This is a genomic window from Neobacillus sp. B24, from assembly GCF_055381825.1.
Window position 1 is genome coordinate 3,574,904 of the sequence record NZ_AP035777.1, and the last position, 26,666, is coordinate 3,601,569.

Annotated in this window: 23 protein-coding genes, 1 tRNA gene, 2 rRNA genes and 1 pseudogene; 6 read left to right on the top strand and 21 right to left on the bottom strand. The window is 43.7% G+C overall.

Features of this window, described 5'->3' with window-relative positions; translation table 11 throughout:
* The 3 genes from ACZ43M_RS17515 to ACZ43M_RS17525 form a co-directional block, all read right to left on the bottom strand.
* A tRNA-Leu gene (locus tag ACZ43M_RS17515) sits at window positions 1-84 on the bottom strand.
* Window positions 85-291: 207 nt separating this feature from the next.
* A 23S ribosomal RNA gene (locus ACZ43M_RS17520) occupies window positions 292-3,228 on the bottom strand.
* Window positions 3,229-3,423: 195 nt separating this feature from the next.
* A 16S ribosomal RNA gene (locus ACZ43M_RS17525) occupies window positions 3,424-4,973 on the bottom strand.
* Together the 16S and 23S rRNA genes with 1 tRNA gene alongside form the textbook arrangement of a ribosomal RNA operon.
* Before the next feature lie 367 nt (window positions 4,974-5,340).
* Here ACZ43M_RS17525 and ACZ43M_RS17530 point away from each other — a divergent pair.
* Complete coding sequence (locus ACZ43M_RS17530; RefSeq protein WP_464503815.1) at window positions 5,341-5,478, top strand: hypothetical protein; 138 nt, start codon at window positions 5,341-5,343, stop codon at window positions 5,476-5,478.
* Between the two features lie 44 nt (window positions 5,479-5,522).
* On the opposite strand, the gene xth is transcribed toward ACZ43M_RS17530, so the two are convergent.
* The 4 genes from xth to ACZ43M_RS17550 form a co-directional block, all read right to left on the bottom strand.
* Window positions 5,523-6,275, bottom strand: coding sequence for an exodeoxyribonuclease III (gene xth, locus ACZ43M_RS17535; protein WP_464503816.1), 753 nt, complete (start codon window positions 6,273-6,275; stop codon window positions 5,523-5,525).
* Window positions 6,276-6,692: 417 nt separating this feature from the next.
* Window positions 6,693-7,133: a peptidylprolyl isomerase gene (locus ACZ43M_RS17540; RefSeq protein ID WP_464503817.1), complete on the bottom strand. Its 441-nt coding sequence runs from the start codon at window positions 7,131-7,133 to the stop codon at window positions 6,693-6,695.
* A gap of 235 nt (window positions 7,134-7,368) precedes the next feature.
* On the bottom strand, window positions 7,369-7,782 hold the full coding sequence (locus tag ACZ43M_RS17545) for a CBO0543 family protein (RefSeq protein WP_464503818.1): 414 nt from the start codon (window positions 7,780-7,782) through the stop codon (window positions 7,369-7,371).
* Complete coding sequence (locus ACZ43M_RS17550) at window positions 7,751-8,821, bottom strand: DUF2515 family protein (RefSeq protein ID WP_464503819.1); 1,071 nt, start codon at window positions 8,819-8,821, stop codon at window positions 7,751-7,753. Before ACZ43M_RS17550 ends, ACZ43M_RS17545 begins: the two co-directional genes overlap by 32 nt.
* Before the next feature lie 140 nt (window positions 8,822-8,961).
* Between ACZ43M_RS17550 and shc the strand changes: the two genes are divergently transcribed.
* Window positions 8,962-10,824 (top strand): squalene--hopene cyclase, encoded by a 1,863-nt coding sequence (gene shc / locus ACZ43M_RS17555; RefSeq protein ID WP_464503820.1) that lies wholly within the window; start codon window positions 8,962-8,964, stop codon window positions 10,822-10,824.
* 42 nt (window positions 10,825-10,866) lie between these two features.
* On the opposite strand, the gene ACZ43M_RS17560 is transcribed toward shc, so the two are convergent.
* On the bottom strand, window positions 10,867-11,370 hold the full coding sequence (locus tag ACZ43M_RS17560) for a mismatch-specific DNA-glycosylase (protein ID WP_464503821.1): 504 nt from the start codon (window positions 11,368-11,370) through the stop codon (window positions 10,867-10,869).
* Between the two features lie 115 nt (window positions 11,371-11,485).
* Here ACZ43M_RS17560 and ACZ43M_RS17565 point away from each other — a divergent pair, with 115 nt between their 5' ends.
* The 4 genes from ACZ43M_RS17565 to ACZ43M_RS17580 are packed head-to-tail and all read left to right on the top strand — an operon-like array spanning window position 11,486 to window position 13,819.
* Window positions 11,486-12,100, top strand: a complete 615-nt coding sequence (locus ACZ43M_RS17565) for a copper amine oxidase N-terminal domain-containing protein (protein ID WP_464503822.1) — start codon at window positions 11,486-11,488, stop codon at window positions 12,098-12,100.
* Window positions 12,101-12,116: 16 nt separating this feature from the next.
* Complete coding sequence (locus tag ACZ43M_RS17570; protein ID WP_464503823.1) at window positions 12,117-12,362, top strand: hypothetical protein; 246 nt, start codon at window positions 12,117-12,119, stop codon at window positions 12,360-12,362.
* A complete protein-coding gene (locus ACZ43M_RS17575) occupies window positions 12,337-13,269 on the top strand; it encodes an FAD:protein FMN transferase (protein WP_464503824.1) in 933 nt (310 codons plus the stop codon). The genes ACZ43M_RS17570 and ACZ43M_RS17575 overlap by 26 nt, the downstream gene beginning before the upstream one ends.
* Window position 13,270: 1 nt before the next feature.
* Window positions 13,271-13,819, top strand: coding sequence for a ferric reductase-like transmembrane domain-containing protein (locus ACZ43M_RS17580; RefSeq protein ID WP_464503825.1), 549 nt, complete (start codon window positions 13,271-13,273; stop codon window positions 13,817-13,819).
* 47 nt (window positions 13,820-13,866) lie between these two features.
* Here the strand turns inward: ACZ43M_RS17580 and ACZ43M_RS17585 are convergent, their stop codons facing one another.
* From ACZ43M_RS17585 to ACZ43M_RS17645, 13 genes and pseudogenes are all read right to left on the bottom strand, one after another.
* Window positions 13,867-15,087, bottom strand: coding sequence for a sensor histidine kinase (locus tag ACZ43M_RS17585; RefSeq protein ID WP_464503826.1), 1,221 nt, complete (start codon window positions 15,085-15,087; stop codon window positions 13,867-13,869).
* Window positions 15,080-15,763, bottom strand: a complete 684-nt coding sequence (locus ACZ43M_RS17590; protein WP_464503827.1) for a response regulator transcription factor — start codon at window positions 15,761-15,763, stop codon at window positions 15,080-15,082. Before ACZ43M_RS17590 ends, ACZ43M_RS17585 begins: the two co-directional genes overlap by 8 nt.
* A gap of 86 nt (window positions 15,764-15,849) precedes the next feature.
* A complete protein-coding gene (locus tag ACZ43M_RS17595) occupies window positions 15,850-16,434 on the bottom strand; it encodes a YitT family protein (protein WP_464503828.1) in 585 nt (194 codons plus the stop codon).
* 109 nt (window positions 16,435-16,543) lie between these two features.
* Window positions 16,544-16,642 (bottom strand): annotated as a pseudogene (locus tag ACZ43M_RS17600) (cell wall hydrolase); the annotation flags it as partial.
* 47 nt (window positions 16,643-16,689) lie between these two features.
* Complete coding sequence (locus tag ACZ43M_RS17605; RefSeq protein ID WP_464503829.1) at window positions 16,690-17,106, bottom strand: hypothetical protein; 417 nt, start codon at window positions 17,104-17,106, stop codon at window positions 16,690-16,692.
* A gap of 36 nt (window positions 17,107-17,142) precedes the next feature.
* Window positions 17,143-18,411, bottom strand: a complete 1,269-nt coding sequence (locus ACZ43M_RS17610; RefSeq protein WP_464503830.1) for a S1C family serine protease — start codon at window positions 18,409-18,411, stop codon at window positions 17,143-17,145.
* Between the two features lie 156 nt (window positions 18,412-18,567).
* Window positions 18,568-19,992, bottom strand: coding sequence for an ATP-binding protein (locus tag ACZ43M_RS17615; protein WP_464503831.1), 1,425 nt, complete (start codon window positions 19,990-19,992; stop codon window positions 18,568-18,570).
* Window positions 19,970-20,665, bottom strand: a complete 696-nt coding sequence (locus ACZ43M_RS17620; protein ID WP_464503832.1) for a winged helix-turn-helix domain-containing protein — start codon at window positions 20,663-20,665, stop codon at window positions 19,970-19,972. The genes ACZ43M_RS17615 and ACZ43M_RS17620 overlap by 23 nt, the downstream gene beginning before the upstream one ends.
* Before the next feature lie 1,070 nt (window positions 20,666-21,735).
* Window positions 21,736-22,731 (bottom strand): phosphotriesterase family protein, encoded by a 996-nt coding sequence (locus tag ACZ43M_RS17625; protein ID WP_464503833.1) that lies wholly within the window; start codon window positions 22,729-22,731, stop codon window positions 21,736-21,738.
* A gap of 65 nt (window positions 22,732-22,796) precedes the next feature.
* Window positions 22,797-23,771, bottom strand: coding sequence for a quinone oxidoreductase family protein (locus tag ACZ43M_RS17630; RefSeq protein ID WP_464503834.1), 975 nt, complete (start codon window positions 23,769-23,771; stop codon window positions 22,797-22,799).
* 13 nt (window positions 23,772-23,784) lie between these two features.
* Entirely contained in the window at window positions 23,785-24,564 is a 780-nt protein-coding gene (locus ACZ43M_RS17635) for an enoyl-CoA hydratase/isomerase family protein (protein ID WP_464503835.1), read from the bottom strand.
* Between the two features lie 43 nt (window positions 24,565-24,607).
* A complete protein-coding gene (locus ACZ43M_RS17640; RefSeq protein WP_464503836.1) occupies window positions 24,608-25,378 on the bottom strand; it encodes an SDR family NAD(P)-dependent oxidoreductase in 771 nt (256 codons plus the stop codon).
* 43 nt (window positions 25,379-25,421) lie between these two features.
* Window positions 25,422-26,498, bottom strand: a complete 1,077-nt coding sequence (locus tag ACZ43M_RS17645; protein ID WP_464503837.1) for a phosphotransferase family protein — start codon at window positions 26,496-26,498, stop codon at window positions 25,422-25,424.
* Window positions 26,499-26,666: the final 168 nt, after the last annotated feature.

Here is a 26,666-nt window from a genome sequence, read left to right on the forward strand (position 1 = left end):
TGCGGGTGAAGGGACTTGAACCCATACGGTATTACTACCACTAGAACCTGAATCTAGCGCGTCTGCCGATTCCGCCACACCCGCAAATATTAAATTAATTAGAGGTTTCATTCCCTCAAAACTAGATAATGCAGAAGAAGTATTCGTAAACCGAATAATCATTATGACTTGTCTAGCTTCGGCTCCTAACTTCTCGGCCGATTCGGTCCGTCCCAACAAATCCAAAATCGGGATTTGCCGTGCCGGCCCTCCAACGTCTGTCGAGTTGGACAGTCGCCTCCGCTTTTCTATTTGGTTAAGTCCTCGATCGATTAGTATCAGTCAGCTCCACATGTCACCACGCTTCCACCTCTGACCTATCAACCTGATCATCTTTCAGGGATCTTACTAGCTTGACGCTATGGGAAATCTCATCTTGAGGGGGGCTTCATGCTTAGATGCTTTCAGCACTTATCCCGTCCGCACATAGCTACCCAGCGATGCCTTTGGCAAGACAACTGGTACACCAGCGGTGCGTCCATCCCGGTCCTCTCGTACTAAGGACAGCTCCTCTCAAATTTCCTGCGCCCACGACGGATAGGGACCGAACTGTCTCACGACGTTCTGAACCCAGCTCGCGTACCGCTTTAATGGGCGAACAGCCCAACCCTTGGGACCGACTACAGCCCCAGGATGCGATGAGCCGACATCGAGGTGCCAAACCTCCCCGTCGATGTGGACTCTTGGGGGAGATAAGCCTGTTATCCCCGGGGTAGCTTTTATCCGTTGAGCGATGGCCCTTCCATGCGGAACCACCGGATCACTAAGCCCGACTTTCGTCCCTGCTCGACTTGTAGGTCTCGCAGTCAAGCTCCCTTGTGCCTTTACACTCTACGAATGATTTCCAACCATTCTGAGGGAACCTTTGGGCGCCTCCGTTACTCTTTGGGAGGCGACCGCCCCAGTCAAACTGCCCACCTGACACTGTCTCCCACCCCGATCAGGGGTGCGGGTTAGAATTTCAATACAGCCAGGGTAGTATCCCACCGACGCCTCCACCGAAGCTGGCGCTCCGGCTTCTCAGGCTCCTACCTATCCTGTACAAGCTGTACCAAAATTCAATATCAGGCTACAGTAAAGCTCCACGGGGTCTTTCCGTCCTGTCGCGGGTAACCTGCATCTTCACAGGTACTATAATTTCACCGAGTCTCTCGTTGAGACAGTGCCCAGATCGTTACGCCTTTCGTGCGGGTCGGAACTTACCCGACAAGGAATTTCGCTACCTTAGGACCGTTATAGTTACGGCCGCCGTTTACTGGGGCTTCGATTCAGAGCTTCGCTTACGCTAACCCCTCCTCTTAACCTTCCAGCACCGGGCAGGCGTCAGCCCCTATACTTCGCCTTGCGGCTTCGCAGAGACCTGTGTTTTTGCTAAACAGTCGCCTGGGCCTATTCACTGCGGCTCATCACAGCTATTCACCGTAATGAGCACCCCTTCTCCCGAAGTTACGGGGTCATTTTGCCGAGTTCCTTAACGAGAGTTCTCTCGCTCACCTTAGGATTCTCTCCCCGCCTATCTGTGTCGGTTTGCGGTACGGGCACCTAATATCATCGCTAGAGGCTTTTCTTGGCAGTGTGGAATCAGGAACTTCGGTACTATATTTCCCTCGGCATCACAGCTCAGCCTTTGCGAGAAGCGGATTTTCCTACTTCTCAGCCTAACTGCTTACACGCGCATAACCAGCAGCGCGCTTACCCTATCCTCCTGCGTCCCCCCATCACTCAAACGATAAAGAGGTGGTACAGGAATATCAACCTGTTGTCCATCGCCTACGCCTTTCGGCCTCGGCTTAGGTCCCGACTAACCCTGAGCGGACGAGCCTTCCTCAGGAAACCTTAGGCATACGGTGGACGGGATTCTCACCCGTCTTTCGCTACTCATACCGGCATTCTCACTTCTAAGCGCTCCACCAGTCCTTACGGTCTAGCTTCAACGCCCTTAGAACGCTCTCCTACCGCGGACACCAGACGGTGTCCACCCACAGCTTCGGTGATACGTTTAGCCCCGGTACATTTTCGGCGCAGAGTCACTCGACCAGTGAGCTATTACGCACTCTTTAAATGGTGGCTGCTTCTAAGCCAACATCCTGGTTGTCTAAGCAACTCCACATCCTTTTCCACTTAACGTATACTTTGGGACCTTAGCTGGTGGTCTGGGCTGTTTCCCTTTTGACTACGGATCTTATCACTCGCAGTCTGACTCCCACGGATAAGTCATTGGCATTCGGAGTTTGTCTGAATTCGGTAACCCGATGAGGGCCCCTAGTCCAAACAGTGCTCTACCTCCAAGACTCTTACTACGTGAGGCTAGCCCTAAAGCTATTTCGGAGAGAACCAGCTATCTCCAAGTTCGATTGGAATTTCTCCGCTACCCACACCTCATCCCCGCACTTTTCAACGTGCGTGGGTTCGGGCCTCCATCCAGTGTTACCTGGACTTCACCCTGGACATGGGTAGATCACCTGGTTTCGGGTCTACGACTACATACTATGACGCCCTATTCAGACTCGCTTTCGCTGCGGCTCCGTCTTTTCAACTTAACCTCGCATGTAATCGTAACTCGCCGGTTCATTCTACAAAAGGCACGCCATTACCCATGAATGGGCTTTGACTACTTGTAGGCACACGGTTTCAGGTACTATTTCACTCCCCTTCCGGGGTGCTTTTCACCTTTCCCTCACGGTACTGGTTCACTATCGGTCACTAGGGAGTATTTAGCCTTGGGAGATGGTCCTCCCTGCTTCCGACCGGATTTCACGTGTCCGGCCGTACTCAGGATCCACTCAGGAGGGAACGAAGTTTCAACTACAGGGCTTTTACCTTCTACGGCTGGCCTTTCCAGGCCGCTTCATTTACCCCGTTCCTTTGTAACTCCATGTTGAGTGTCCTACAACCCCGAAAGGCAAGCCTTTCGGTTTGGGCTGTTCCCGTTTCGCTCGCCGCTACTCAGGGAATCGCGTTTGCTTTCTCTTCCTCCGGGTACTTAGATGTTTCAGTTCCCCGGGTCTGCCTTCCATACCCTATGTATTCAGGTAAAGATACTGCTCCATTACGAGCAGTGGGTTCCCCCATTCGGAAATCTCCGGATCAAAGCTTACTTACAGCTCCCCGAAGCATATCGGTGTTAGTCCCGTCCTTCATCGGCTCCTAGTGCCAAGGCATCCACCGTGCGCCCTTTCTAACTTAACCTAAAAGGTTTTACTCTAACATTCATTAGAGAGAAAAACTAAAATGGCGATCACTCGGTTTTTACTTGGTTACTTCTTCTTACGATTATCTAGTTTTCAAGGAACAAAAAAGTTTCGAGAGAATAATTCCCTCAAAACTAAACAAACAGAAAACAATCAACGTTTTATTAGTCCGTAAGGACTAACTATTCCTTAGAAAGGAGGTGATCCAGCCGCACCTTCCGATACGGCTACCTTGTTACGACTTCACCCCAATCATCTGTCCCACCTTAGGCGGCTGGCTCCTTACGGTTACCCCACCGACTTCGGGTGTTACAAACTCTCGTGGTGTGACGGGCGGTGTGTACAAGGCCCGGGAACGTATTCACCGCGGCATGCTGATCCGCGATTACTAGCGATTCCGGCTTCATGCAGGCGAGTTGCAGCCTGCAATCCGAACTGAGAATGGTTTTATGGGATTGGCTCAACCTCGCGGTTTTGCAGCCCTTTGTACCATCCATTGTAGCACGTGTGTAGCCCAGGTCATAAGGGGCATGATGATTTGACGTCATCCCCACCTTCCTCCGGTTTGTCACCGGCAGTCACCTTAGAGTGCCCAACTAAATGCTGGCAACTAAGATCAAGGGTTGCGCTCGTTGCGGGACTTAACCCAACATCTCACGACACGAGCTGACGACAACCATGCACCACCTGTCACTCTGTCCCCCGAAGGGGAAAGTCCTATCTCTAGGAGTGTCAGAGGATGTCAAGACCTGGTAAGGTTCTTCGCGTTGCTTCGAATTAAACCACATGCTCCACCGCTTGTGCGGGCCCCCGTCAATTCCTTTGAGTTTCAGCCTTGCGGCCGTACTCCCCAGGCGGAGTGCTTAATGCGTTAGCTGCAGCACTAAGGGGCGGAAACCCCCTAACACTTAGCACTCATCGTTTACGGCGTGGACTACCAGGGTATCTAATCCTGTTTGCTCCCCACGCTTTCGCGCCTCAGCGTCAGTTACAGACCAGAAAGCCGCCTTCGCCACTGGTGTTCCTCCACATCTCTACGCATTTCACCGCTACACGTGGAATTCCGCTTTCCTCTTCTGCACTCAAGTCCCCCAGTTTCCAATGACCCTCCACGGTTGAGCCGTGGGCTTTCACATCAGACTTAAAGGACCGCCTGCGCGCGCTTTACGCCCAATAATTCCGGACAACGCTTGCCACCTACGTATTACCGCGGCTGCTGGCACGTAGTTAGCCGTGGCTTTCTGGTCAGGTACCGTCAAGGTACCGGCAGTTACTCCGATACTTGTTCTTCCCTGACAACAGAGCTTTACGACCCGAAGGCCTTCTTCGCTCACGCGGCGTTGCTCCATCAGACTTTCGTCCATTGTGGAAGATTCCCTACTGCTGCCTCCCGTAGGAGTCTGGGCCGTGTCTCAGTCCCAGTGTGGCCGATCACCCTCTCAGGTCGGCTACGCATCGTCGCCTTGGTGAGCCGTTACCTCACCAACTAGCTAATGCGCCGCGGGCCCATCTGTAAGTGTCAGCGTAAACCGACTTTCAGCTTACCAACATGTGTTGATAAGAATTATCCGGTATTAGCACCGGTTTCCCGGTGTTATCCCAGTCTTACAGGCAGGTTGCCCACGTGTTACTCACCCGTCCGCCGCTAACCAACAGGAGCAAGCTCCTATTGATTCGCTCGACTTGCATGTATTAGGCACGCCGCCAGCGTTCGTCCTGAGCCAGGATCAAACTCTCCAAAAGAGATGAGTTGATTAGCTCATAAAAGTTACGTTGGCTTCATTCCGTTAGGAATGAATAATTTTATTGTTGACGTTTTTGTTTGTTTAGTTTTCAAAGAACTATCATAATGTCATCTACTAATCTATCAAGAAGCGACCTTTATTATATTAACATAGTGTTAATTTGTTGTCAACTATCTTACGAGTTTTACAACTTTTCAACTGAAGCAGCAACGGTCTCGCAGCAGCGACATTGATAATAATACTACCCATTTTACTATTCGTCAACTGCTATTTTTTTTGCTACAGAAAACAAAAACGGTTTAGATTCCTTATTAATAGGAAAAAATATTTTAGATATTTTTTCTTTAAAAAGGAGCTGCAAAAGGATGAATTTTTATCAAGACAAAAAGGATGAAGAAAAAGATTTGGTTACTTCAACTTCCCAAGAGCAATTGGAAAGTACAGTTGAAAGTAATCAAACTGCTGAATTTGATGAGATAGGCACCGCACTTAATGAAATTTAATCAAAAACCCTTTGCCTTCATTTCGGGCAAAGGGTTTAATCTATTTATTGCATTTCCAACACAACCGGACAATGATCGCTGCCCATGATATCGCAATGTATGTCCGCATTCTTTAATCGTTCACGCAGGCCTTCAGAGACAATAAAATAATCAATACGCCAGCCAATGTTCCGCTCACGGACCTTGTTCATGTAACTCCACCAGGTGTAGGCACCCTCTTTTTCCGGATAAAAATGCCGGTAAGTATCGATAAACCCGGATTCAAGGAGTGTTGTCATTTTCCCACGTTCTTCATCAGTAAAACCGGAATTGCCTACATTTGATTTAGCATTTCTCAGGTCAACTTCTCTATGAGCAACATTCAGGTCCCCGCAAAGGACAACCGGCTTTATAGCATCCAATTCTTGAAGATAATGAAGGATTCGGTCCTCCCACTCCAGACGATAGCCTAATCTTGCCAAATCCCTTTGTGAGTTTGGGGTATATACGTTAACTAGATAAAAATCAGCAAACTCAAGGGTAAGAATTCTTCCTTCTTGTTCTGACTCTTCTCCCGCTAGTCCGTATTTTACCGAGATAGGCTCAATTTTGGTGAAAACAGCCGTACCGGAATAGCCTTTCTTTACGGCATAGTTCCAATATTGATAATACCCCTCCAAGTCCAAATTGATTTGCCCCTCTTGCAGCTTTGTTTCCTGAACACAGAAAATATCTGCATCCACCTCATGAAAATAATCTAAAAAACCTTTATTCACACAGGCCCTCAGCCCGTTTACATTCCAAGAAACCAACTTCACTGTATTTAACTCTCCCCTACTTACAATTTATTTCTAATTAATAGCTGTCATTTTAACAGGTGAGACAAATAATATAAAGTAATTTGCAGTAGTAGTTAATATGGAATAAAATTCTTTTCAATCAATTGCCCTTCATAGAGTTGGGAAACTGGAACAATCTTAATTTTCCGTTTTTTAAATTTCGTCCATCGACTGAAATACCCCTACTAATAATGGCTGCACGGAGATTCATGGGTTGTGACTCTTTAGCAGATGTATCACCATGAAACATTAGAAGTAGCGGGATGAGCAAAGCAAATCTGTTCATAAAATACCTCCGAGTTTCTTATTGAAGGTATTTTCTCCCTATGTTTCACTAGCTAATACAAGGATAAAATTCCATAAAAAAAGAGAGCCTAATCAGCCCTCTAACGTGTATTATTCTACATCAAATACCTTTACTTCAACCATCTTGTCACCATTTCTCATGTTTTTGGCAGTTTCTAAACCAGATGTTACTTGGCCAAAAACAGTGTGAACACCATTTAAATGAGGCTGGGATTCATGGACGATGAAGAATTGGCTTCCGCCAGTATCTCTGCCTGCATGTGCCATGGAAAGTGACCCAGGAACATGTTTATGTGGGTTTCCTGCTGTCTCACACTTGATTGTATAACCTGGTCCGCCCATTCCTGTTCCAGTCGGATCTCCGCCTTGTGAAACGAATCCAGGAATAACACGGTGGAAAACAACCCCATCGTAGAATCCTGAGTTTGCCAATTTTTCAAAGTTCTCTACAGTCCCTGGTGCTTCGTTCGGGAATAAATCAAACTCGATTTTTTCGCCGTTTTCCATTACTATGTATCCTTTTTTAGCCATTTCTAACACTCCTTATGTAAAAAATCATCTTTATCATACACTTTTCAAAACAGAAAAGAAAGTCTGGCACATTTGCCCATTTATATTTCTACTGTCCTCGTGTTACACTATACTTACCCCTTCCGAACATTCGCTTGTTGCGGGACACTTAACCACTGTACGGACGGAAGGGGTACGTGGTGTCAATTCTCGTTGACATGACAAAAAGCCGGGACAAATATGTCTCGGCTTTTCTTCATTTAAGCCCCCATTTTTCAAGAAAGCGATAAAAGCCATAAATCACCGTCCAGAATAGCAAATAACCAAAAAACGTATAAATATGCTGCCACTGTTCAGAATGCCGAAAAAGCCCGAGTTCTTCGGCAAATTTCTCAAAAATCGGCATCAGCAGGCTGACGAACAGGATTATTCCTACTCTTCCCCATTTATTAACCTGTACAATCAAATGCAAAATCGAGACAACGAAAACCGGCAGTACAATACAAGTAAACCCAATATTGAAGGAGACGACCTCAGGCATCGGCCTGATTGGGAATTCATAGATACCCTTCGAAACAAAATAATGATCAAGAAATGTCCCCAAAATTACGGCCAACAAAGCACAGGCGAAATAACGCTTATTCCACAAAGTTAATTGTTTTTTTCGCAAGGGCGGCAACCTCGAGTCGTTCAAGTGTTTTACAATATTCATTAGTAATCTCTCCATCTACATTTTCGATTATTTCAACCAAATATTCCACAACTTTCAGATCATGAAACCAATCTCCACGTTCCGCCTCTGGCTGATCTACATTCTTCCAAGTATGTTCAAGCTTCGGACTATAAAATTTCCTTGCTCCTTTACGCAGTTTGCATGCTTTTAAACGAAGCGGATAGGAAAAACCGGGTGTCCCTTGATTCACATCATTAAATAAATGGGGCCAGTAATCCTTTCTTGAGCCTGTATGAGGATGCTCTTTGGCCCAGGCAACAACTTGACTTAGAAAATCCTTATTGTTTAACAGGACAAAATATAACCTCCTTCCAAGTAAAATTCGTTCATGCAATGATTCAAAATGATGCAGGGTCTGACCTCTTAAACCTTCCTTGCCAAAAGGAAACAGAATGTGATTAAAAGAAAGCAAATCCTGCAGCACAAATTCAAGCTTGTTCAATACTTTTTTCTGATAAAATTGATTTTGGACAACCCTTTGTTCTAGATAACTTTGTTCATTGACCACCATCGCCATACAGAGAATATAAGGGTCACGATTTCTCCAAAAATGATGCCAAATCGTCTCCATAAAAGTGGATACATTAACATGAGACAATAAATAAAACAACGGTTTATTCTGTTTCAGACTCTCCTCATATAGAAGAAATTGCGGATAAACATCTTGAAATATCAGCCAATTGCCTCGTTCTAAAAATGCGAAAAACGTTTGCTGGTCCTTTTTGGACATTAGCCTGGCAAGAAACTCCCCTTTTAAATCCGTCATATTGTAGCCGCCGTTACGTGACACCATATGGCCTAAAAACGCCCAATGAATTTCAGGATACCGCAGGTAAAAATCCAGATAGGCCTTTGTTCGAGTGACATTATTCAGATTATGTTCTTCTGTTAATAATCGGATTTTTTGCAGTAGCTTTTTATCGGAAAGTGTGGGTTGGCGGCTGGAGATACCAGTGCCTTTAAGTTTTCGTTTCAATTCATCGCGGATTTGACCAAGCGGTGTCTGTTTCCTGTTCCTTACAAAAAAAATGGCAGATTCCCTCCCTTACGAATGGTACTCAAACAATGGGAATATGTATAGCCTAGGAAAGTTTTCTGAGAGGAGCGAAAGCGTAAATGGATACAAGACAAGGAATTGATTGGTTAATTGAGCGGCTTAGAACAGATCAATCTTCCGACGGCTCTTGGGCTTACCCATTTGACACAGGTATTTCTACAGATGCTTATATGATTATTTTATTAAGGACTCTAGAGATAAATGATGAGGAATTAATTGAAGGACTTTGTAAAAGAATTTTACGCAAGCAAGAGAAAAACGGGTCTTGGAAACTGTTCTATGACGAGGGCGAAGGAAATATTTCCGCAACCTTGGAAGCCTATTACGCCCTTTTGTTTTCGGGGTTTTATTCAAAAGACGACCCTCGTCTGAAATCGGCGAAAAAGTTTATTGTTGCTAAGGGCGGCTTAAAGGAGGTCAGTACGTATACAAAAATCATGCTCTCCCTTACCGGACAATATAAATGGCCCTCGTTTTCACCGTTGCCCGTTGAGGTCATCCTGTTGCCAAACAACTTTCCGTTTAATTTCTACTCCTTTTCCGTTTTCGGGAGAGCAAATTTAACTCCGATTATGATTCTTGCAGCGAAAAAGTTTTCGATCGTAACAAAGCAAACTCCCAACCTATCTGATTTAAATCTCCATCGTGATGAGAATGATCAATGGGTAAGATCCGCTGAATGGCGCTCAATATTTTCTTTCATTGAAGACGGAGTCAAAAGTTTAATCGGCATTCCTGATGAACTGCGGAAGCTGGCAATTGGGCGGGCAGAAAAATATATGCTGAATCGGATTGAACCTGATGGAACCTTTTTAAGCTATTACAGCACTACATTTTTAATGATTTTTGCTCTGCTCTCGTTGGGCCATAAAAAAAATGATCCTATCATTGTAAAGGCCGTCGATGGAATAAAGTCGATGAGATGTGAAATCAATGGCTTGCCACATATGCAATACACGACAGCCAATGTGTGGAATACTTCATTAATTAGCTATGCTCTGCAAACAGCAGGTATTCCCAGTGAGGATCCTATGATTGAAAATGCCAATCGTTATTTGCTGAAAAGGCAGCATGAGAAGTTTGGAGACTGGGTCATTCATAATCCTAATACCCTTCCTGGAGGCTGGGGATTTTCCAACGTCAACACCATTTTACCGGATGTCGATGACACCACCGCCTCGTTAAGAGCCATTGCAAAAAACGTTCCTCCCGAGGATGCCGCCTGGGAACGAGGAACCAACTGGGCGTTCTCGATGCAAAATAATGACGGCGGGTGGCCGGCATTTGAAAGAGAGACCGAGACAAAACTGCTCGAAATCCTTCCGCTAGAAAAAGGAGAATTCTTGCTGATGGATCCGTCATGTGCCGACCTTACTGGCAGAACACTGGAGTTTTTCGGAAACTATACCAATCTGCCAAACCATCACACTGCGATAAAAAAAGCAGTGCAGTGGCTTATAAGGGATCAAAGAAGGGACGGTTCCTGGTATGGCCGCTGGGGGATTTGCTATACGTACGGGACCTGGGCCGCTATTACCGGCCTCTCAGCAGTCGGAATCCCACGGGAAGACGCAAGTATCCAAAAAGGAGTGCAGTGGTTACGCAGTATCCAAAACCAGGATGGCGGGTGGGGAGAATCGTGTCACAGTGATACGAGAAAGCAATACGTTCCGCTCGGGGCCAGCACACCAACCCATACTGCCTGGGCACTCGATGCTTTGCTTACGGTATCCGAAAAGCCAACAGCAGAAATCCACAAGGGCATATCCTACTTATTGACCTCTCTCGAACAAGAAGACTGGACCACTGACTATCAAGAGGGTCAAGGAATGGGAGGAGCTTTTTATATCCACTACCATAGCTACCGCTATATCTTCCCTCTTTTGGCATTATCGCACTACCACAAAAAATTTAGCTCTTAACTCATACTTCATCGATGGTTTCCGCGACCGTCGATGTTTTTATTATGGTGTCAATTTCGCCAGCCCCCGGTAAATTTCAACCATGTCCTCAAGCCTCATCCTGACTAACCCGCTTGACGATGGCGCAACAAAATCTATCGTTCCAGTGACAACACCCTCATCTTGTACTCCCCATGGTGCTTCCTTTTTGCCGCTGAATTGCAAGTATACTCCTTTACCAACATAGCAAACAACTTTTGGTTTTATGGTGGAGATCTTCTGTAATAAAATCTCCCTTCCTTGCCGGTATTCTTCCTTGGTGATTTCATCCGCCGCCTTTGTAGGCCGTGCGACTATATTAGTAATTCCGTACCCCAATTCTAGTAGAAGATCATCCTCCACAGCTGCAAACTTCCGTGGTGTCAGCCCTGCTTCAAAAAGAATTCGCCAGAAGCGATTGTTTGGATTGGCAAAATGATGCCCCGTTTCACTCGAACGAATACTTGGATTAAAGCCGACAAATAAAATAGTTAATTTATCTTTAATAATGTCACGGACAAGATTCATGGTACGCTCCAATCTGCAAATATTTTTTTATTATTTTATCATAACCTTTTCAGTTTCTTTTCAGAGTAGCGGGCTAAACTTCTTTACAAGAAGCATTAAAGGAGGATTATAAGGAATGAAACAACGAAGTAAATGGCTTGTCATTTTTACAGCCTTGGTCATGTTAATTACTGTTGGTACTCCCGTGTTTGCCGGCGATGACGACGATGATGATCATGGAAACTATGAATATCATCAAAAGGACCACGATGATGACGATGAGGAGGATGACTGGGTGGGGAATCAGGATTACCAGGTACCAATTTCCCCTCAAACAGAGTTTTGGAATATATGGTCTAGAGAAGCCCGCAATAATCCGGGCCAGCCACTGCCAATTAATGTCCCTTCCGAGGTGCTGCTGTTTGAAAATAACACAGAAAGTAGCATTTACGTGATTCCGCAAGATGGGCAGCTTTTGGTTTCTTGTGAGGAAATTGCCAAAACAGTTGGGTCCCAGTCCATATTTTATCCACAAAGTAAAATTTGTGTTTTAACAAAGGGTAATAGGGAATTGATTGTCCGCGCTGGTTCAAATGCAGCTTACGAAAATAAGGTCAAGACACCAATGCCGCTGCAGGCACTAGCATATGAAAATTCCGTGTATATCCCAATTTCGGTTGGTGCTAATGCCTTAGGTTATCGAGTGTCTTGGAATGAGGAAACAAAAGCTTTTGAATTACAGGAAATTTAAATGGAGGATGGTTAATATGGCAAGCTCGAAAAAATCCAAATGGCTGATTGGCTTAACCGGAACAGCCTTATCTGCCTTCGTCATCGGCCAAGCAGGGGCCAGTCAGCCAATAAATGAAACCCAAACCATGATTTCAAATCCCACTAAATCAATGAGTAAACAAGAGCAGGAATACGTACAGCTTGACTGGACCAGTTTTGGAGTAATTGGCACTGGGGTTACAGGAGTGGAGAATAGTGACCGGCAAACAAAAAGAAGCTAAAGAATTCGACAGTTTAACAGTCAATATCATGAACACCACCTTTTATATATCTGTAAATGACTGTCAGTTAAAAAACTGGAAGGATGTAATGAACGGATGGCTGCACTATGTGGCAAATGAATGGTCTCGGTTTCGTACAGATAATGAATTAGGACGAATGAATTCGCTAAAAATCGGAGAGAAAATGACAGTCGCACCTCCGCTGATAGACGTCCTGAAGCACGCAGAGTACTATCGGCAAAAGTCAGGCGGATTCTTTTCACCATATTTATTGTCGCAGTTGCAGTTTCACGGCTATGCAGCTTCTTTTCCCTTCCAAACTGTTAATCTTGTACATGGGGAACTCCCATCAGTGACCGACCAAGAAACCTGCCCGTTTCATTTCAATAAGACCTCATCAACAGTTGAAAGAATGGCACCAGGTCAACTCGATCTCGGTGGGATTGGCAAGGGCTATGCCGTCCAAGCAGCAGTTAACTGGTTAAAGAATATCGGCGGGGCAAAAGCCGGCATCGTTGATGGGGGTGGTGACATCACAGTTTGGTCAGACGGCAGAAAAACTTGGAAAATTGGCGTTGCGCATCCGTATGACACTGAACAGGAAATCGCCCACTACCGTATGAAAAATGGCAGTATTGCCACTTCAAACATTGTCTATCGCAGTTGGGTTCAGGGGAATAAGAAGAAGCATCATCTTTTGGATGGAAAAACCGGACAGCCAGTCAATACAAGTTTTATCCAAGCCACTGTCGTGACCGATAACTGTCTTGATGCTGAAGTTATGGCAAAACTCTGCTTTATGGAAGATGGACAGCGATTAGCATCTATGTTAAGAACAATCAATCCAAACTATTCCACCCTATTAATCGATGAGTATGGTAAAACCATATCTCCGAAGGAGGTGTAGTATGAGCGAATACCTTTCCAATTGGACATTGATTAGAACCTCAGGTTTTTTGGCGTTTTACTTTATGACGCTTTCCCTTTCATTAGGGTTAATCGGGTCGTTTACTGTCATGAAAAGGAAAAAGGCAAAATGGGTATCACTTCATCAAACAAGCGGCTGGTATGGGCTGCTGATCATTTTCTTTCATATTTTGTTAGTCTGGCAGGATGACTATGTACCATACTCGCTCTCTCAATTGCTCCTTCCGTTCTATGCAGAAAATGAACCAGTATTTTCAGGCATTGGAACCCTTTCATTTTACTTGTTCCTGCTTGTGATAGTTTCGTCGGATTTCTTTATTAAAAAATTGGGGATAAAAAAATGGAAAAAACTGCACTTGGCTGTGATACCAGCCTGGATTTTCATGATTCTCCATGGTATTTTACTTGGAAGTGATAGTTCCGAACCTTGGGCAATTTCAATATATGCCGTGGGTTTAACCCTCGTTTTAGTACTTGGAGTACTTCGATATATAGAGTCAAAAATAGCCCAGCAAGCTCCAGTACCATGAGGAAAGTTACAAAAATAAAACGGCAGCCTTGATGCTGCCGTTTATTGTTAATCTGTTAATATAACCGTAAATACACTGCCCTGACCAAGCTTGCTGCTGACTGACAGTTTCCCGCCATGGGCTTTGACAATTGACTGCGCAATCGCAAGACCCAAACCGGCACCGCCTTTTTCTCTTGTTTCATCCCCGCGGTAAAAACGGTCAAAAATATACGGAAGCTTTTCCGGAGCAATCCCGGAGCCTGTATCTGCAATGATGACCTTTATTTGTGTTGACTCTTGTGACAAAGTAAATGTAACATGCCCATCTTTTGTGTATCTGAACGCATTATCGAGCAGGATATAAAATAATTGCTGTACTCTGACTTCATCGCATGTTAAATATACTCCCGGCTGAATATTTTCAATAAATCTTATCTTATTAGTCTGAAATCGGGAAAATCTATTACAGATGGAAACGGATAGCTCCGACAGGTTGACCTTTTTTAAATCCAAGTTAAGATAGTTTTTATCACTTCTTGCCAAAAATAATAAATCCTCTACCAGTTTTTTCATTAAATGTGCTTCCGTTTTAACATCTTCCAAGACCTCTTTGCCAAACGGGCTTAAATTCTCCTCCTCTTCACGCTTTAACAAATCGACTGAACTATAGAAAATGCTTAATGGCGTTCGTAATTCATGCGAGGCATCGGAAACAAATTTTTCCTGCTTATCGAAGGCAAGTTTTATTGGTTTGATGGCCTGTCCTGCAAAATAATAACCTAATAAGGCAAAAATGCCGCTAAAAAACACTGTAAGGGCAATTAATATCATGGTAATTCTTTGTATTAAATGTTTTTCTGTCGTAATATCCATTCCTAAAACAACGAATCCAAGATTGTCCAAAGGTACATTCATGATCAATAGATGTTCTTTTCCGAATTCCAATCTTTTTATCTCTTCCTGTTTTGATAAGATAGTATATTTTTCAAGCCTCTGATAAAGCGATCGCTTAGTCTCCTCTCCATAAACCAGTTGGCCGTTAATATTGTAAACATAATAAAAAACGGTGCGATTTGGATCATATTCCAACTCGTGTTCGTCATTTTCATAAAGGTCTTCCATAAAATCATGTTTTTCTTTACTAAAATAAGCCTTTAATTCCTCCACCTCTTTTGTGTTTATTTCATGTGAAATAAGCACATAAAGCAAGCCAATAAATGAGATTAACAAGCAGACCAATGACAACGTGTAGACTACAGTCAGCCTTGTTTTTACTTTGTTAAACATAGCTGGTTCTCACTTTATAGCCAATACCACGGACATTTTGAATAAACGACTGCTGTCCGGGTAGATCAATTTTTTTTCGAACTAATTTTACTAATGCGTCAAGAGCGTTATCTGATACCTCACATTCATAGCCCCATAATTTTTCAAATAAGATTTCTCTTGTCATAATTTGATTGGAATTGCGCATCAAAAGCTCAAGAAACTGATACTCTTTCTTCGTCAATTCAATAATCGAACCGCCTCGATGCAATTCATGGGTGTTTAAATCAAGGGTGAGGTCTTGGATAGAAATGATGTTATCTTGGAGCGGTTTTCCTTTTCTACGGCTAATCGCACGGATTCTCGCCAATAGTTGATCAAATTCAAAGGGTTTGACAATATAGTCATCTGCCCCTGCATCTAATCCTGTAATGACATCATGATTGGCATCCTTCGCGGTCACAAATAGGACCCCACTTTCAATCCCTTTTTCGCGGAGCCGTTTACAAATCTCTAACCCGCTCTCTCCCGGCAGCATCCAGTCCAAGATGATGATATCGTATTGAGTGAGGCGGGCATAATCATAGGCATCGATACCATTTTTAACCCAATCTACCTGATGAAATTCATTTTTTAGTAAGTGAGTCATCAGTTTACCGAGCCGGACATCATCTTCAGCCAGTAAAATATTCACCATTATCACCCCTTTCCAAAAAGTCCCTGCTACTACTATCATAGCAAGCTTTTCTGAAAAAAAAGTGAAAAAATCGTGAAAACAGTGGCTTAACTTGAGATTCCCCCGCCGTCCTTCATGGAAGTAATGGTACTTACCAAGAGTCCAATAATGGATACAATTAATAAGGAATAAAATAACTTTGGGTCTTGAAGCAGCAGCAATCCGGTGATGATGATTACCGCATCCATCAATAAAGCAACTATCCCCACATTAACTCCCGACCATTTTGCCACCATAAGAGCAAGTAAATCCATGCCTCCCGGGCTAATATGATTCTTTAACATGACGCCTGCTCCAATCCCAATGATTACCGCTCCCAAAATGACGCTGCTCATAATCGGTAAATGAATCTCACCATTTAAGGGCAGCCACAAATCAAGCATGACCCCTGTAATCAAAGCACCGAACAAACCGTTGAAAAAGTAAGAAGGATTGGTCCTGGAGGCAAACAGATAGACAGGTATGTTCAAGAAAATAAACGTGATTCCCGCCTTTAGTCCCCATAAATAATTAAACAATAAACTAATGCCAAAGAAACCTCCATTAATTAAATGAAACGGGAGAATAAACCCATTGATTCCAATCCCAATCATAGTACTTCCGAAGCCAATCACTGCCAGTTTTTTCAACATTTAACCATCCCTTGTCCAATTTCCTTGTAATACAACAATATGAGAGGAACCTGAACTTCATTCGAAAGGATATCAAACAAAAAAAGAACCGATTATTCGGCTCCCGGAATTAAAACGTTGAATATACATTTTCACATTCTTCAGCAGATGGCTCATAGAAACAATGCGCCTTATATCTTGCTACCAATGGCTGGTTATACCATGTTGGGGACAGGATCCACGAAAAAGGAGGATCCACCGTATAGCTCTGTTTTTTTAATGAAGATATTTTTTCTGTGAGCTAAATCTGCGCCGGTATATAAACTTTCTCAAATCATCATCCTTTAGATTTCCGTCATAAATAAGAAACAGCAATGATTTAAACTCATGATAATGCTCATTGACAAAAAGGGCGAACTCTTTCCGCCCGCCCATTAATATTTTCTTAAATTCCTTTTCTGCCACAATTTCTTCTAACTGATGCCGGTAATATGCCAGCGTATCTTCCCATTTATTGATGCGCGTTTGTAGTATATCCCGTGCGTAAATCGGCAATTTCTCGACCACTACATCAATATAGCCTTGGGACCACATTAACATTTTATCTTTTTCCGGCAGCTCCAACACCATACTCATTAGGGTTAAATCATCTGTCCCTGCACTGGCTGCATATTTACCAACCCTATTCATCATATTCACCCCAAATCAATCTTGGGATTATTTTACCTCTTAATTGACATTATTATTTTCTGTTAACTTTACATTTAAGGTGATTGTTTCACCGTTTCGGTAAACACCTAGTTTTAGTACCTCACCAGTTTTTGCTTTTGTATATAAATATTTTCTAAGATCCGATGAATTGGCAATTTCGGTTTCATTCATCGAAACAATAATATCTTTAACGTGCAAACCGGCACTTGCAGCAGCAGAATGTGGATCGATATTCATAACCATAACACCTTTTGTGATATTAGCCGGGATACCTTGCCAATACATTTCTGACACTTGGTTAAGGTCAGCCAAACCTACGCCCAAATATGGACGTTCAATTTTTCCATTTTTAATCAATTGATTTACAATTGGAATAAAATCATTGCTCGGAATCGCAAATCCAAGTCCTTCAACACCGCTGTCCGAAATTTTTAGGCTGTTGATGCCAATCACCTGACCTGCAGGATTAATTAAAGCACCGCCGCTATTTCCGGGGTTGATGGCTGCATCTGTTTGAATGACATTGGTCTCCCAATCTCCTGCCGATGTTGAAACGGCAATGCTTCGGTTTATCGCACTGACAATCCCTTGGGTAACCGTCCGCGATAGGTCAAGTCCGAGCGGGTTTCCAATTGCATAAACCTGATCCCCTGGACGAAGCTTCGATGAATCGCCAAATTCTGCTGTTGCGGTAACATATTTGGCATCAATTTTTATAACGGCCAAGTCAGTTAAAGCATCGGTTCCAATCACTGCAGCTGTTGTCTTTTCACCGTTATACAAAGATACCTCCAGCTTCGTCGCCCCTTCAATAACATGATTATTGGTTACAATATAAGCACTATCATTATTTTTTTGAAAGATAACCCCAGAACCTGTGCCGGTTTCGACCGATTCTTGGGAAGAATTATTAGATCGATAGAAATTATCGTTTTGCTGCTGATAGTTGACAATCCCGACTATTGCCTTTGATATTTGCTCTACAGTATCTGCAATCGAACCAGAAGAAACAGCTGTAGTTTTCGCTGTTACCGGCTTTACCGCATTTCTGGTGCTTCCGCTCTGCCCAGAACTGCTTTGTACCTCATTTGGGTATAATTTCTCCAAATAATCTGTATGCGGCAGAACCCCTAGAGTCAATGCCGATCCTATTACCCCTGCGGCAACCATCGAAGCAAATCCTTTTACAAATTGTTTTCTGGGCCTTCTCCTCTGCTCCAATTGCCTGAATTCCTGTTTAAGTGACTCTACTTCAACATTCAACTCATCATTTTCGCGAAACTCCATGTTAATCGCGCTCCTTTAAATACTTAATTTCTAATCTTGTCTATACTCTACCTGAAAAATCTTAAGAAATTATTAACAAACTTTAACGACTTTTGAAAAGAAACATGAAAAATTCTACAATATAAAAAATAGCTGCAGGCACCCCCTGCAGCTACACTATTTTGGAAATCGGATGACAAATTTCGTTCCTTTTCCCTTTTCACTAAACACATTAATTTCACCGTTGTGAAGCAGTACCAGCTGTTTTACTATTGAAAGTCCAAGTCCAAATTCTCCATAAGGATTGCTGGTTCGTGAAATGTCAGCCTTATAAAAGCGGCGCCAAATTTTTTCAACCTCGGCAGAATCAATTCCAATTCCTGTATCTTCGACCTCTATTATGACTCCATCCTTCTCTTCCCTGCCCCGCAGCCAAATCGTACCATCACTTGTAAATTGAATACTATTTTTCGTAATATTAATTAAGATTTGCACAATACGGTCATAATCTGCCTGAACATGCAGCTCTTCTGGTGCCTCCACGATAATTTGATTCTGTTTTTCCTCGGCCAGCAAAGATAATTGCTCTTGAATAATTTCCAACACTTCCGAGACTTGAATTTCCTCTTTGAATAACTGGATTTGATTGGAGCGAATTTTTTCATAGTCTAGATTTTCATTGACCAAGCGAATCAGCCTTCTTGCCTCCTGACTGACGAGGTTAATGCCGCGTTCCTTATCCTCCTCAGAAATCATGTTATTCTTCAATCCCTCGATCACTCCGCTTATGGTGGTTAACGGTGTGCGCATTTCATGGGAAACATCGGCCATAAACTGCCGTCTTCGGTTTTCCAAGCTTTCAATTTCCTCCATTGACTTATTAATTTTGTCGACCATATGATTAAAGTCATTTGCCAGTTCGCCAATTTCATCAAAATTGGAGGAATTCACCTTTACATCATAATTTCCCGCTGACACTAGGGAAGTGGCTTCACGAAGCCGCTTAATCCGATGGACATGAATTCTTGACAGTAAAGTACTTTGAAAGAAGGAGACGGCCAAGGCAATTAAAATTGTATATAGTAAGAACTTATTAATTTGTTTTATCATTTCTACGGAGCCGCTTATTGGAGAAGTTAATAACACCCCGCCATAAAACTTGCCTTGATCAAGATATGGAAGGACAACGAAGGTGACCCCATCCTGGTCAAAGGCTTTATAATCACTATTGACTATAACCGTCTTGCCGTTTTTAAGTTGACTCCATTGCTTGTCATTTAACCCTTCAAGGACCGGTCCCTTTTTTCCTACCAAATATATTTTTCCGTTGCGGTCAAACATACTGAAGCTCATCTTTCTTGCACCTAACACGGAACTGTATTGTTTTAAAATCTGGTCCGTCGTAAGTGGATTTTCATGCATATTGGCAATAATCGCTTCCCCAAAGTCGATTAATTCTTCCGCTTTGTTTTGGTAAACCAGGTTTTCCACATAATGGGCGAATATCAGACTTAATAATAAAAATGCAACGATAATGACACTTATATGACTAATAAATTGTTGAAAAAAATAACGAAACTTAATCTGCTTTGGCTGTGTCATCGAACTTGTATCCTACTCCCCAAACAGTATGGAAGAACGGCTGTGAGGATGTTTCGACCTTTTTTCGCAGCCGCTTGATGTGAACGTCGACCGTCCGTTCATCACCGTAAAACTGATAACCCCAAACCCGTTCGAGCAATTGTTCCCTTGAGAAAACTTGGCGGGGATGCTCGACCATAAAGTAAAGCAAATCGAATTCCTTCGGTGTCAAATTCGTAATTGGCTGTCCATCCACGACAACCTCCCTTGTCGTTTTATTCACTTGAAAATGCTCCGAATGGACGACGCCCTCCTGTTCTTTCGGAACCTGGGTTTGGAACCGCCTTGTTACCGCTTTAATCCGGGCCATTAGCGTTAGCGGGCTAAACGGCTTGGTTACATAGTCATCTGCGCCCATCTCAAGTCCAAGAACCTGGTCGGATTCACTATCCTTGGCTGTTAACATAATGATGGGGACGTTGATTTTTTCTTCCCGGACTTTCCGGCAAATGTTGACTCCATCCATTCCGGGCAGCATCCAATCCACAATTAAGGCATCCCATTTGCCAGCTATTATGCGGTTATACCCTTCCAGGCCGTCATGGACGAACTCACCTTGTATACCTTCCTTGGCAAAAAACATTTCAATCATTTGACAAACACTTTTATTATCTTCAATCACCAATATTTTCACAATATATCAACTCCTGCTATATAGAACATCCTACTAATAGTGTAATCAAATTTCGGCTCAAGGCAAACTAACAAGCCCAATCTTCTTGATTAATTAATAGTTTATTCATGATTTGTTAATATTCATAGAAAAAGAGTAGACTATTCGACATGTCTGTTGATTTGCGCTCCAGGCACTTCGCTTTCCGCGGGCGTGCCGGTGAGCCTCCTCGGCGCAAGCGCCTGTGGGGTCTCACCCTGCCCCGTACTCCCGCAGGAGTCTTCGTGCCTTCCGCACAAATCAACAGGTGTTATAAAATTAAGACGAGAAGCTCAACAAATTATTAAATTAAATAATTGGTAAGATTTACTTTTAAGCCAAAAAGTAGATTGTGTTTCTATTGATGTATATAGTTCCGGATTATTACCTTCTTCGTTTAGTTGATACATATGTTGGTTGATCTTTTTCCTATTGAAAAAGCACGACCTCTTTTATAGTGGTGATAACGTCCGTCATCTGATTCCCTTTTTTTATGCTCACGTGAGAACTGTCCACTCCTAACCAAATGCACATGTAAAAAAAACAAGGTAAAAGTTGTAACACGAAATGTACGGCAAGAGTTCAAGGAAGGGTAAGAGTAAATTGCTTATAAATTGATAGAAAAAAATTCAGCGAAGCTTCGCTCATAGAAAAGAGTTGAACGGGCTTCGCTACTGGCGGTTACGGGGAATTAAAAAAGCAAGCTAGCAGGCTCTTCAACCGCAGCTTGCCAGAAGATGAAAAAGTTTGCAACACACCTATTCAGACTGGAAAGGTGTGTTGCAACTCTTTAGGTTACAATCTCCTGTTGATTGGAGCGGAAGGTGCGAAGACTCCTGCGGGAGTACGGGACAGGGGAGACCCCGCAGGCGCTTCAGCGCCGAGGAGGCTCCCCGAACCGCCCGCGGAAAGCGAAGCACCTGGAGCGGAAATCAACAGGCCAATTTGCAGGTGCAATTATTAATAAAACGGTAATTCTAATAAAATGGAAAATTGTCGAGAAAAAATTTTTTCTCGACAATTTTAGGTCTTCAAGACCTCTTTTAACAAATCTATTTTACTTTCGCAGGTTCCCCGGCAAATAAGCCGACGGCGTTGCTGCCGAGCATTTTATCGATTTGGGTTTCGGTTACTCCCTTTTCTCTCAGTGCCGGCAAAATATTTTCAAAGATATTAGTGGGATGCCAGTTTTCCATGATCTGGGTCACCTGCTCATTCATAACCGGCGGACGGCCAAGCCAAATATTGACCAAGTCATGGGCAAGTAAGATTTGGTCCTCATAGCCCTGTTGTACTAATGACAATAGGGTTGCAACACGTTCATGATCAAACGGTGCTCCAACGAGAATCTGAATACCAAAACGGTCAAAGCCAATCCTGACACCTTGCTCCAACACTTCCTTGTGGTATTCAGGATTAGTGTTGCCGCACATATGGCCGATGATGATTTTGCTTGGGTCAGCACCAAGCTCAATCAGCAATTTCGCTTGTTCCGGTCCCATTGTCCCTTCCTGTGTATGAGTTAAAATAACAATGCCGGTTTCCTGTTGGACCCTTGCTGCGGCCCGGAAGAACATCTGCTCGTATTCAGTAATTTGATCCTTGCTGGACGCGAGTTTAATAATGCCAGGTTTAATTCCTGTTCCGGCAATTCCTTCAGTAATTTCAGTTTTAAACATTTGATAGATATCTTCTTCAGCAGTGCCCAGCCCCTGCCTGAACTTATAATAAGGTGGTGCTCCTTCACCTTCATAATAATAGCCAGTGGCACAAATGATTTGCAGACCGGTAGCTTCAGATATTTTTTTCAAAAATAACGGATCCCTGCCGCACTCATTTGGCGTTGGGTCAACAACAGTCTGGACACCGTAGCTTTGCCACTGCCTAGCAATGCCGATGGCCTGCTCCAATGCCTCCTCCTCATTAAAAGCGCCAAGTGTGACATCCCCTTGGAATCCTGGGTACCCAAAAATAAAGTGTTCATGAATGAGTGTCTTTCCTAACTGTTCTACTGTAATAGGACCTGTTACTGTTTCAACTGTTTTCATTGCTTGGTTCACCCTTTCAAAATTTTTATACTTTTATAGAGAATAATCCACTTGGTGCTCAGTGTTTACGGTTCTAAAATTAATTTTCCTTGCGTTTTCCGGTTCTGCAGCAAAGTATGTACCTTCGCCGCTTCTTCAAGCGGGAACACTCCGCCTATGGTTAGCTTAAGCTGGCCATTACCAAGCCAGGATAGCAGTTCCACCATGCTTGGCTGCAGCAATACTGGTTTCCGCATAATTTGTGGCAGGAAGAAGCCAATCACCGATTGATTTCTTGCCATTAAAGTAGAAGGATACAGTCTCGGCTGCTCACCGCTAGCTACTCCAAAAATAACCAATCTGCCAAACGTCGCAAGGCATTTTAAGGTCTTCTGAAAAATCTCTCCCCCGGCCATTTCAAGGGCAACATTAACCCCTCTTCCACCTGTCGCTTCCAGTACCTGCTGTTCCCAATTGGGTTCAGTATAATTGATTAAAACATCTGCCCCCATTTGCCTGGCCAGCTCCAACTTATCAGGTGAACTAGCCGTAGCAATCACTTTTCCCGCTCCGAATAGCTTGGCGAGCTGAACCGCAATTGTTCCAACTCCACCTGCAGCAGCATGAACAAGGACGCTTTCGCCTTTTTCCACCCGGCCCATCGTTTTTAAAATATGATAGGCACTTAATCCCTGCAGCGGCAAGGCGGCAGCGTATTTATAATCCAATTGTTCTGGGAGGAGTATCAAGCCCCGAGAATCCGCTAGTGCATATTCAGCGTAACCACGGGATTCAATCAACGTAACGACCCTTGTTCCAGGGGTCACATTACTTACCTTTTCACCCACTTCCACAACCACTCCGGCAATCTCTGCGCCAGGAATAAACGGAAGCGGCGTCGGGACCACATACTGTCCCTCCCGTCTTGCCGTGTCGGCATAATTAACGCCGATTGCTTTAATTTCTATTAGTACTTCAAATCCTGTTGGGACAGGCTTTTCGATGTCAACTACGCTTAGAACATCTGGTCCGCCATATTCTGTGAATTGTACCGCTTTCATTAGATGTCATCTCCTATTTTCCCTTAAATACCGGTTGTCTCTTTTCCTTAAATGCAGTAATTCCTTCTTTATGATCCTCTGTATCTACCATTAACACCTGAGTCAAGCGCTCCTGTTCAAGAATTTCCGCTAAACTGGAGGTCAGTGCCTTTTCAACTAGTTTTTTCTGCATTCCATAAGCCTTGCCGGCCCCTTGAGCCAACTGCAGAGCAAACTTTGTTGTTTCTTCCTGAAGTTTTTCTAGAGGAACCAAGTAATTAATAACCCCTAATTGATAGAGACGCTCTGCTGGTATTGGCTCTGCGGTGAATAGGAACTGCTTTGCCAAATGCGTCCCCACTAGTTGTGGCAGGAAGTAAGAGCCGCCGCCATCCGAAACCAAGCCCACTTTTGAAAAGCTCAGCGCAAATTTACTATCTTCGGCAGCAACAATTAAATCGCAGGCAAGCGCCAAATTAAAGCCGGCCCCGGCAGCAAATCCGTGAACAGCAGCAATAATCGGCTTTTCAATTTCCTTCATCAATAAAATTAATTCATTGAGTTTGCCAATATGCTCATATACCTGAACCCCTTTGCCCTGTCCCATTCCTTTTACATCACCACCGGCGCTGAAAGAACGTCCTGCACCTGATAATACGATAACTTGAATATCGTCGTCATTTTGCGCACTGCTTAACGCCTCCTTTAATCCCGAAATCATGTCAGGACTGAATGCATTCAGGCTTTCCGGACGGTTTAATGTCAACGATAAAACCGGACCTAGCTTTTCCACCAATAAATGTTCATTTGCCATAAATAATTTCCACCCTTCTTCTTAAAAATAGCAATCTTTCAATTTATTTAATCAGCCAGCCGCCATCAACCAGTAAATCTGAACCGGTCATATAGGAGGCTTCAGGTGATGCCGCAAATGCGATGACACTGGCAATTTCCTCAGGCGTCCCTACCCGCTCTAGCGCGGTATTTCTTTGAATCGCCCGGACGAACCGTTCATTTTGCAACCCCTGTTGTGTAAGCGGTGTTTCTACGAATCCAGGAGATACAGAGTTCACGCGAATTCCGTATTTTGAAAATGCCAGCGCTAACGATCTCGTAAAATTGATGACCGCAGCCTTTGACGCACTGTAGCTCGGAATTTCTGCCCCGGCCTGATGCCCGGAAAGAGATGCGATATTCACAATTGCGCGATTATGCTCCTCGCGTTCCGCACCCGCAATCATGATTTTCCCTAAGGCCTGTGACACTAAGAAAACACTTTTCAGGTTGACATTTTGAATGTAATCCCAATCGTCCTCAGACATTTCCAAAATGTTATTGTGCCTGGAACCACCCGCATTGTTCACGAGTACATGGAGGTCACCGTAATGCTGCTCAACATACTCAGCCAATTCCCCGACATCCTCTGCATCCGTACAGTCGGCAACGAATATTTCCGCCATCGGAATCTTGCTTTTTCGATTAATTTCCGCCGCAGTCTCCTCCAGCTTTCGTTTTGTTCTGCCCACTAGTATGACTTTTGCACCTTCACTGGCAAGCTTGATCGCAGCAGCTCTGCCAATCCCGCTTCCAGCACCAGTTATTAATGCAATGGTTTGCTGAAACCTCATCCCTATCACCCCACATATAAAAGAATCTGCAGCCAATTCTTGGTTATACCTTATCGTGTGCCACGATGGTTGCGTGTTTAATCAAGCCATTTACAAAGTGGTTTAAATTGGCAAACCTTTGATCATTCGTTTGCCCCTTTTTGTAACGGTAATAGATTTGCTGACATATAACGGCCAGCTTGAAATAGGCAAAGGTTAAATAAAAATGCAAATTCGAAACATCCCTGCCGCTTTTTTTCGCATACCGTTCAATGAATTCCTTACGTGTAAAAAACCCTTCATATACCGCTGTAACCGGGTCCTTGCCCAATCCCTTTTTTAACATCTCTGAATCATCCGGCAAATTCCAGTAACTTAATGCAGCCCCAAGGTCTGCAAGCGGATCACCAACGGTTGTCATCTCCCAATCAAACAACCCAACCATCTCGGTATAGTCCTCATTCAACATTGCATTATTCAGCTTAAAGTCATAATGAATGACCGCTGCTTCTGAATGTTTCGGATAATGCTCAATCAGCCATTCCATCAAGGCTTCGACTTCGGGAATTTCGTCCGTTTTTGCGCGATTATAGCGGCCAATCCAGCCATGAACCTGTCTTTCAATAAACCCTTCCGGCTTACTCAATTGCGTCAATCGTGTTTCTTTATAATCGATGGCATGAAGTTCTGCCAGTTTATCGACCATAATTTCCGATATTTGCCTGCAAAGTTTAGGTGTTACTTGCACCCCTGCCGGAAAGGTAGTGTCGAGGACGACACCATGTTTTCTTTCCATGATAAAAAATGGGCTGCCGACAATCTCCAGATTATCGGAAAACAAAAATGGCTTCGGAGCAGCAGGGAAGATGGGATTAAGCTCCGCCAAAATCTTGAATTCCCGTTCCATGTCATGGGCTTTTGGTGCAACCGGCCCTAGTGGAGGACGTCGTAACACTGCCTCCCAATCTCCCATTCTTAATTGATAGGTTAAATTCGAGTGCCCGGCGGAAAATTGTAATATTTCCAACGAGCCACTTGGTAAATTGTCGATTCTTTCCCGCAAGAACTTTTCCAAAACAGTCAGGTTCAGCTCTTCCCCTTTTCGAACAGGAATAGTATCCTTACTCATTTGATGAGGCATGTCTGCTCTCCTCCTCTCTAATTCTAAAAATTCAGACTTTTAAGTCTAGCTTCTTTTAAAAATAATGCAAACCCTATTGTTTTTATGTCCAAAAAGAATAGAATTTGCATAATTAATACTAACCGGTTGGTATGTGTTTTTTTAAAGAGAGGGGGATTTTCCAAAAAA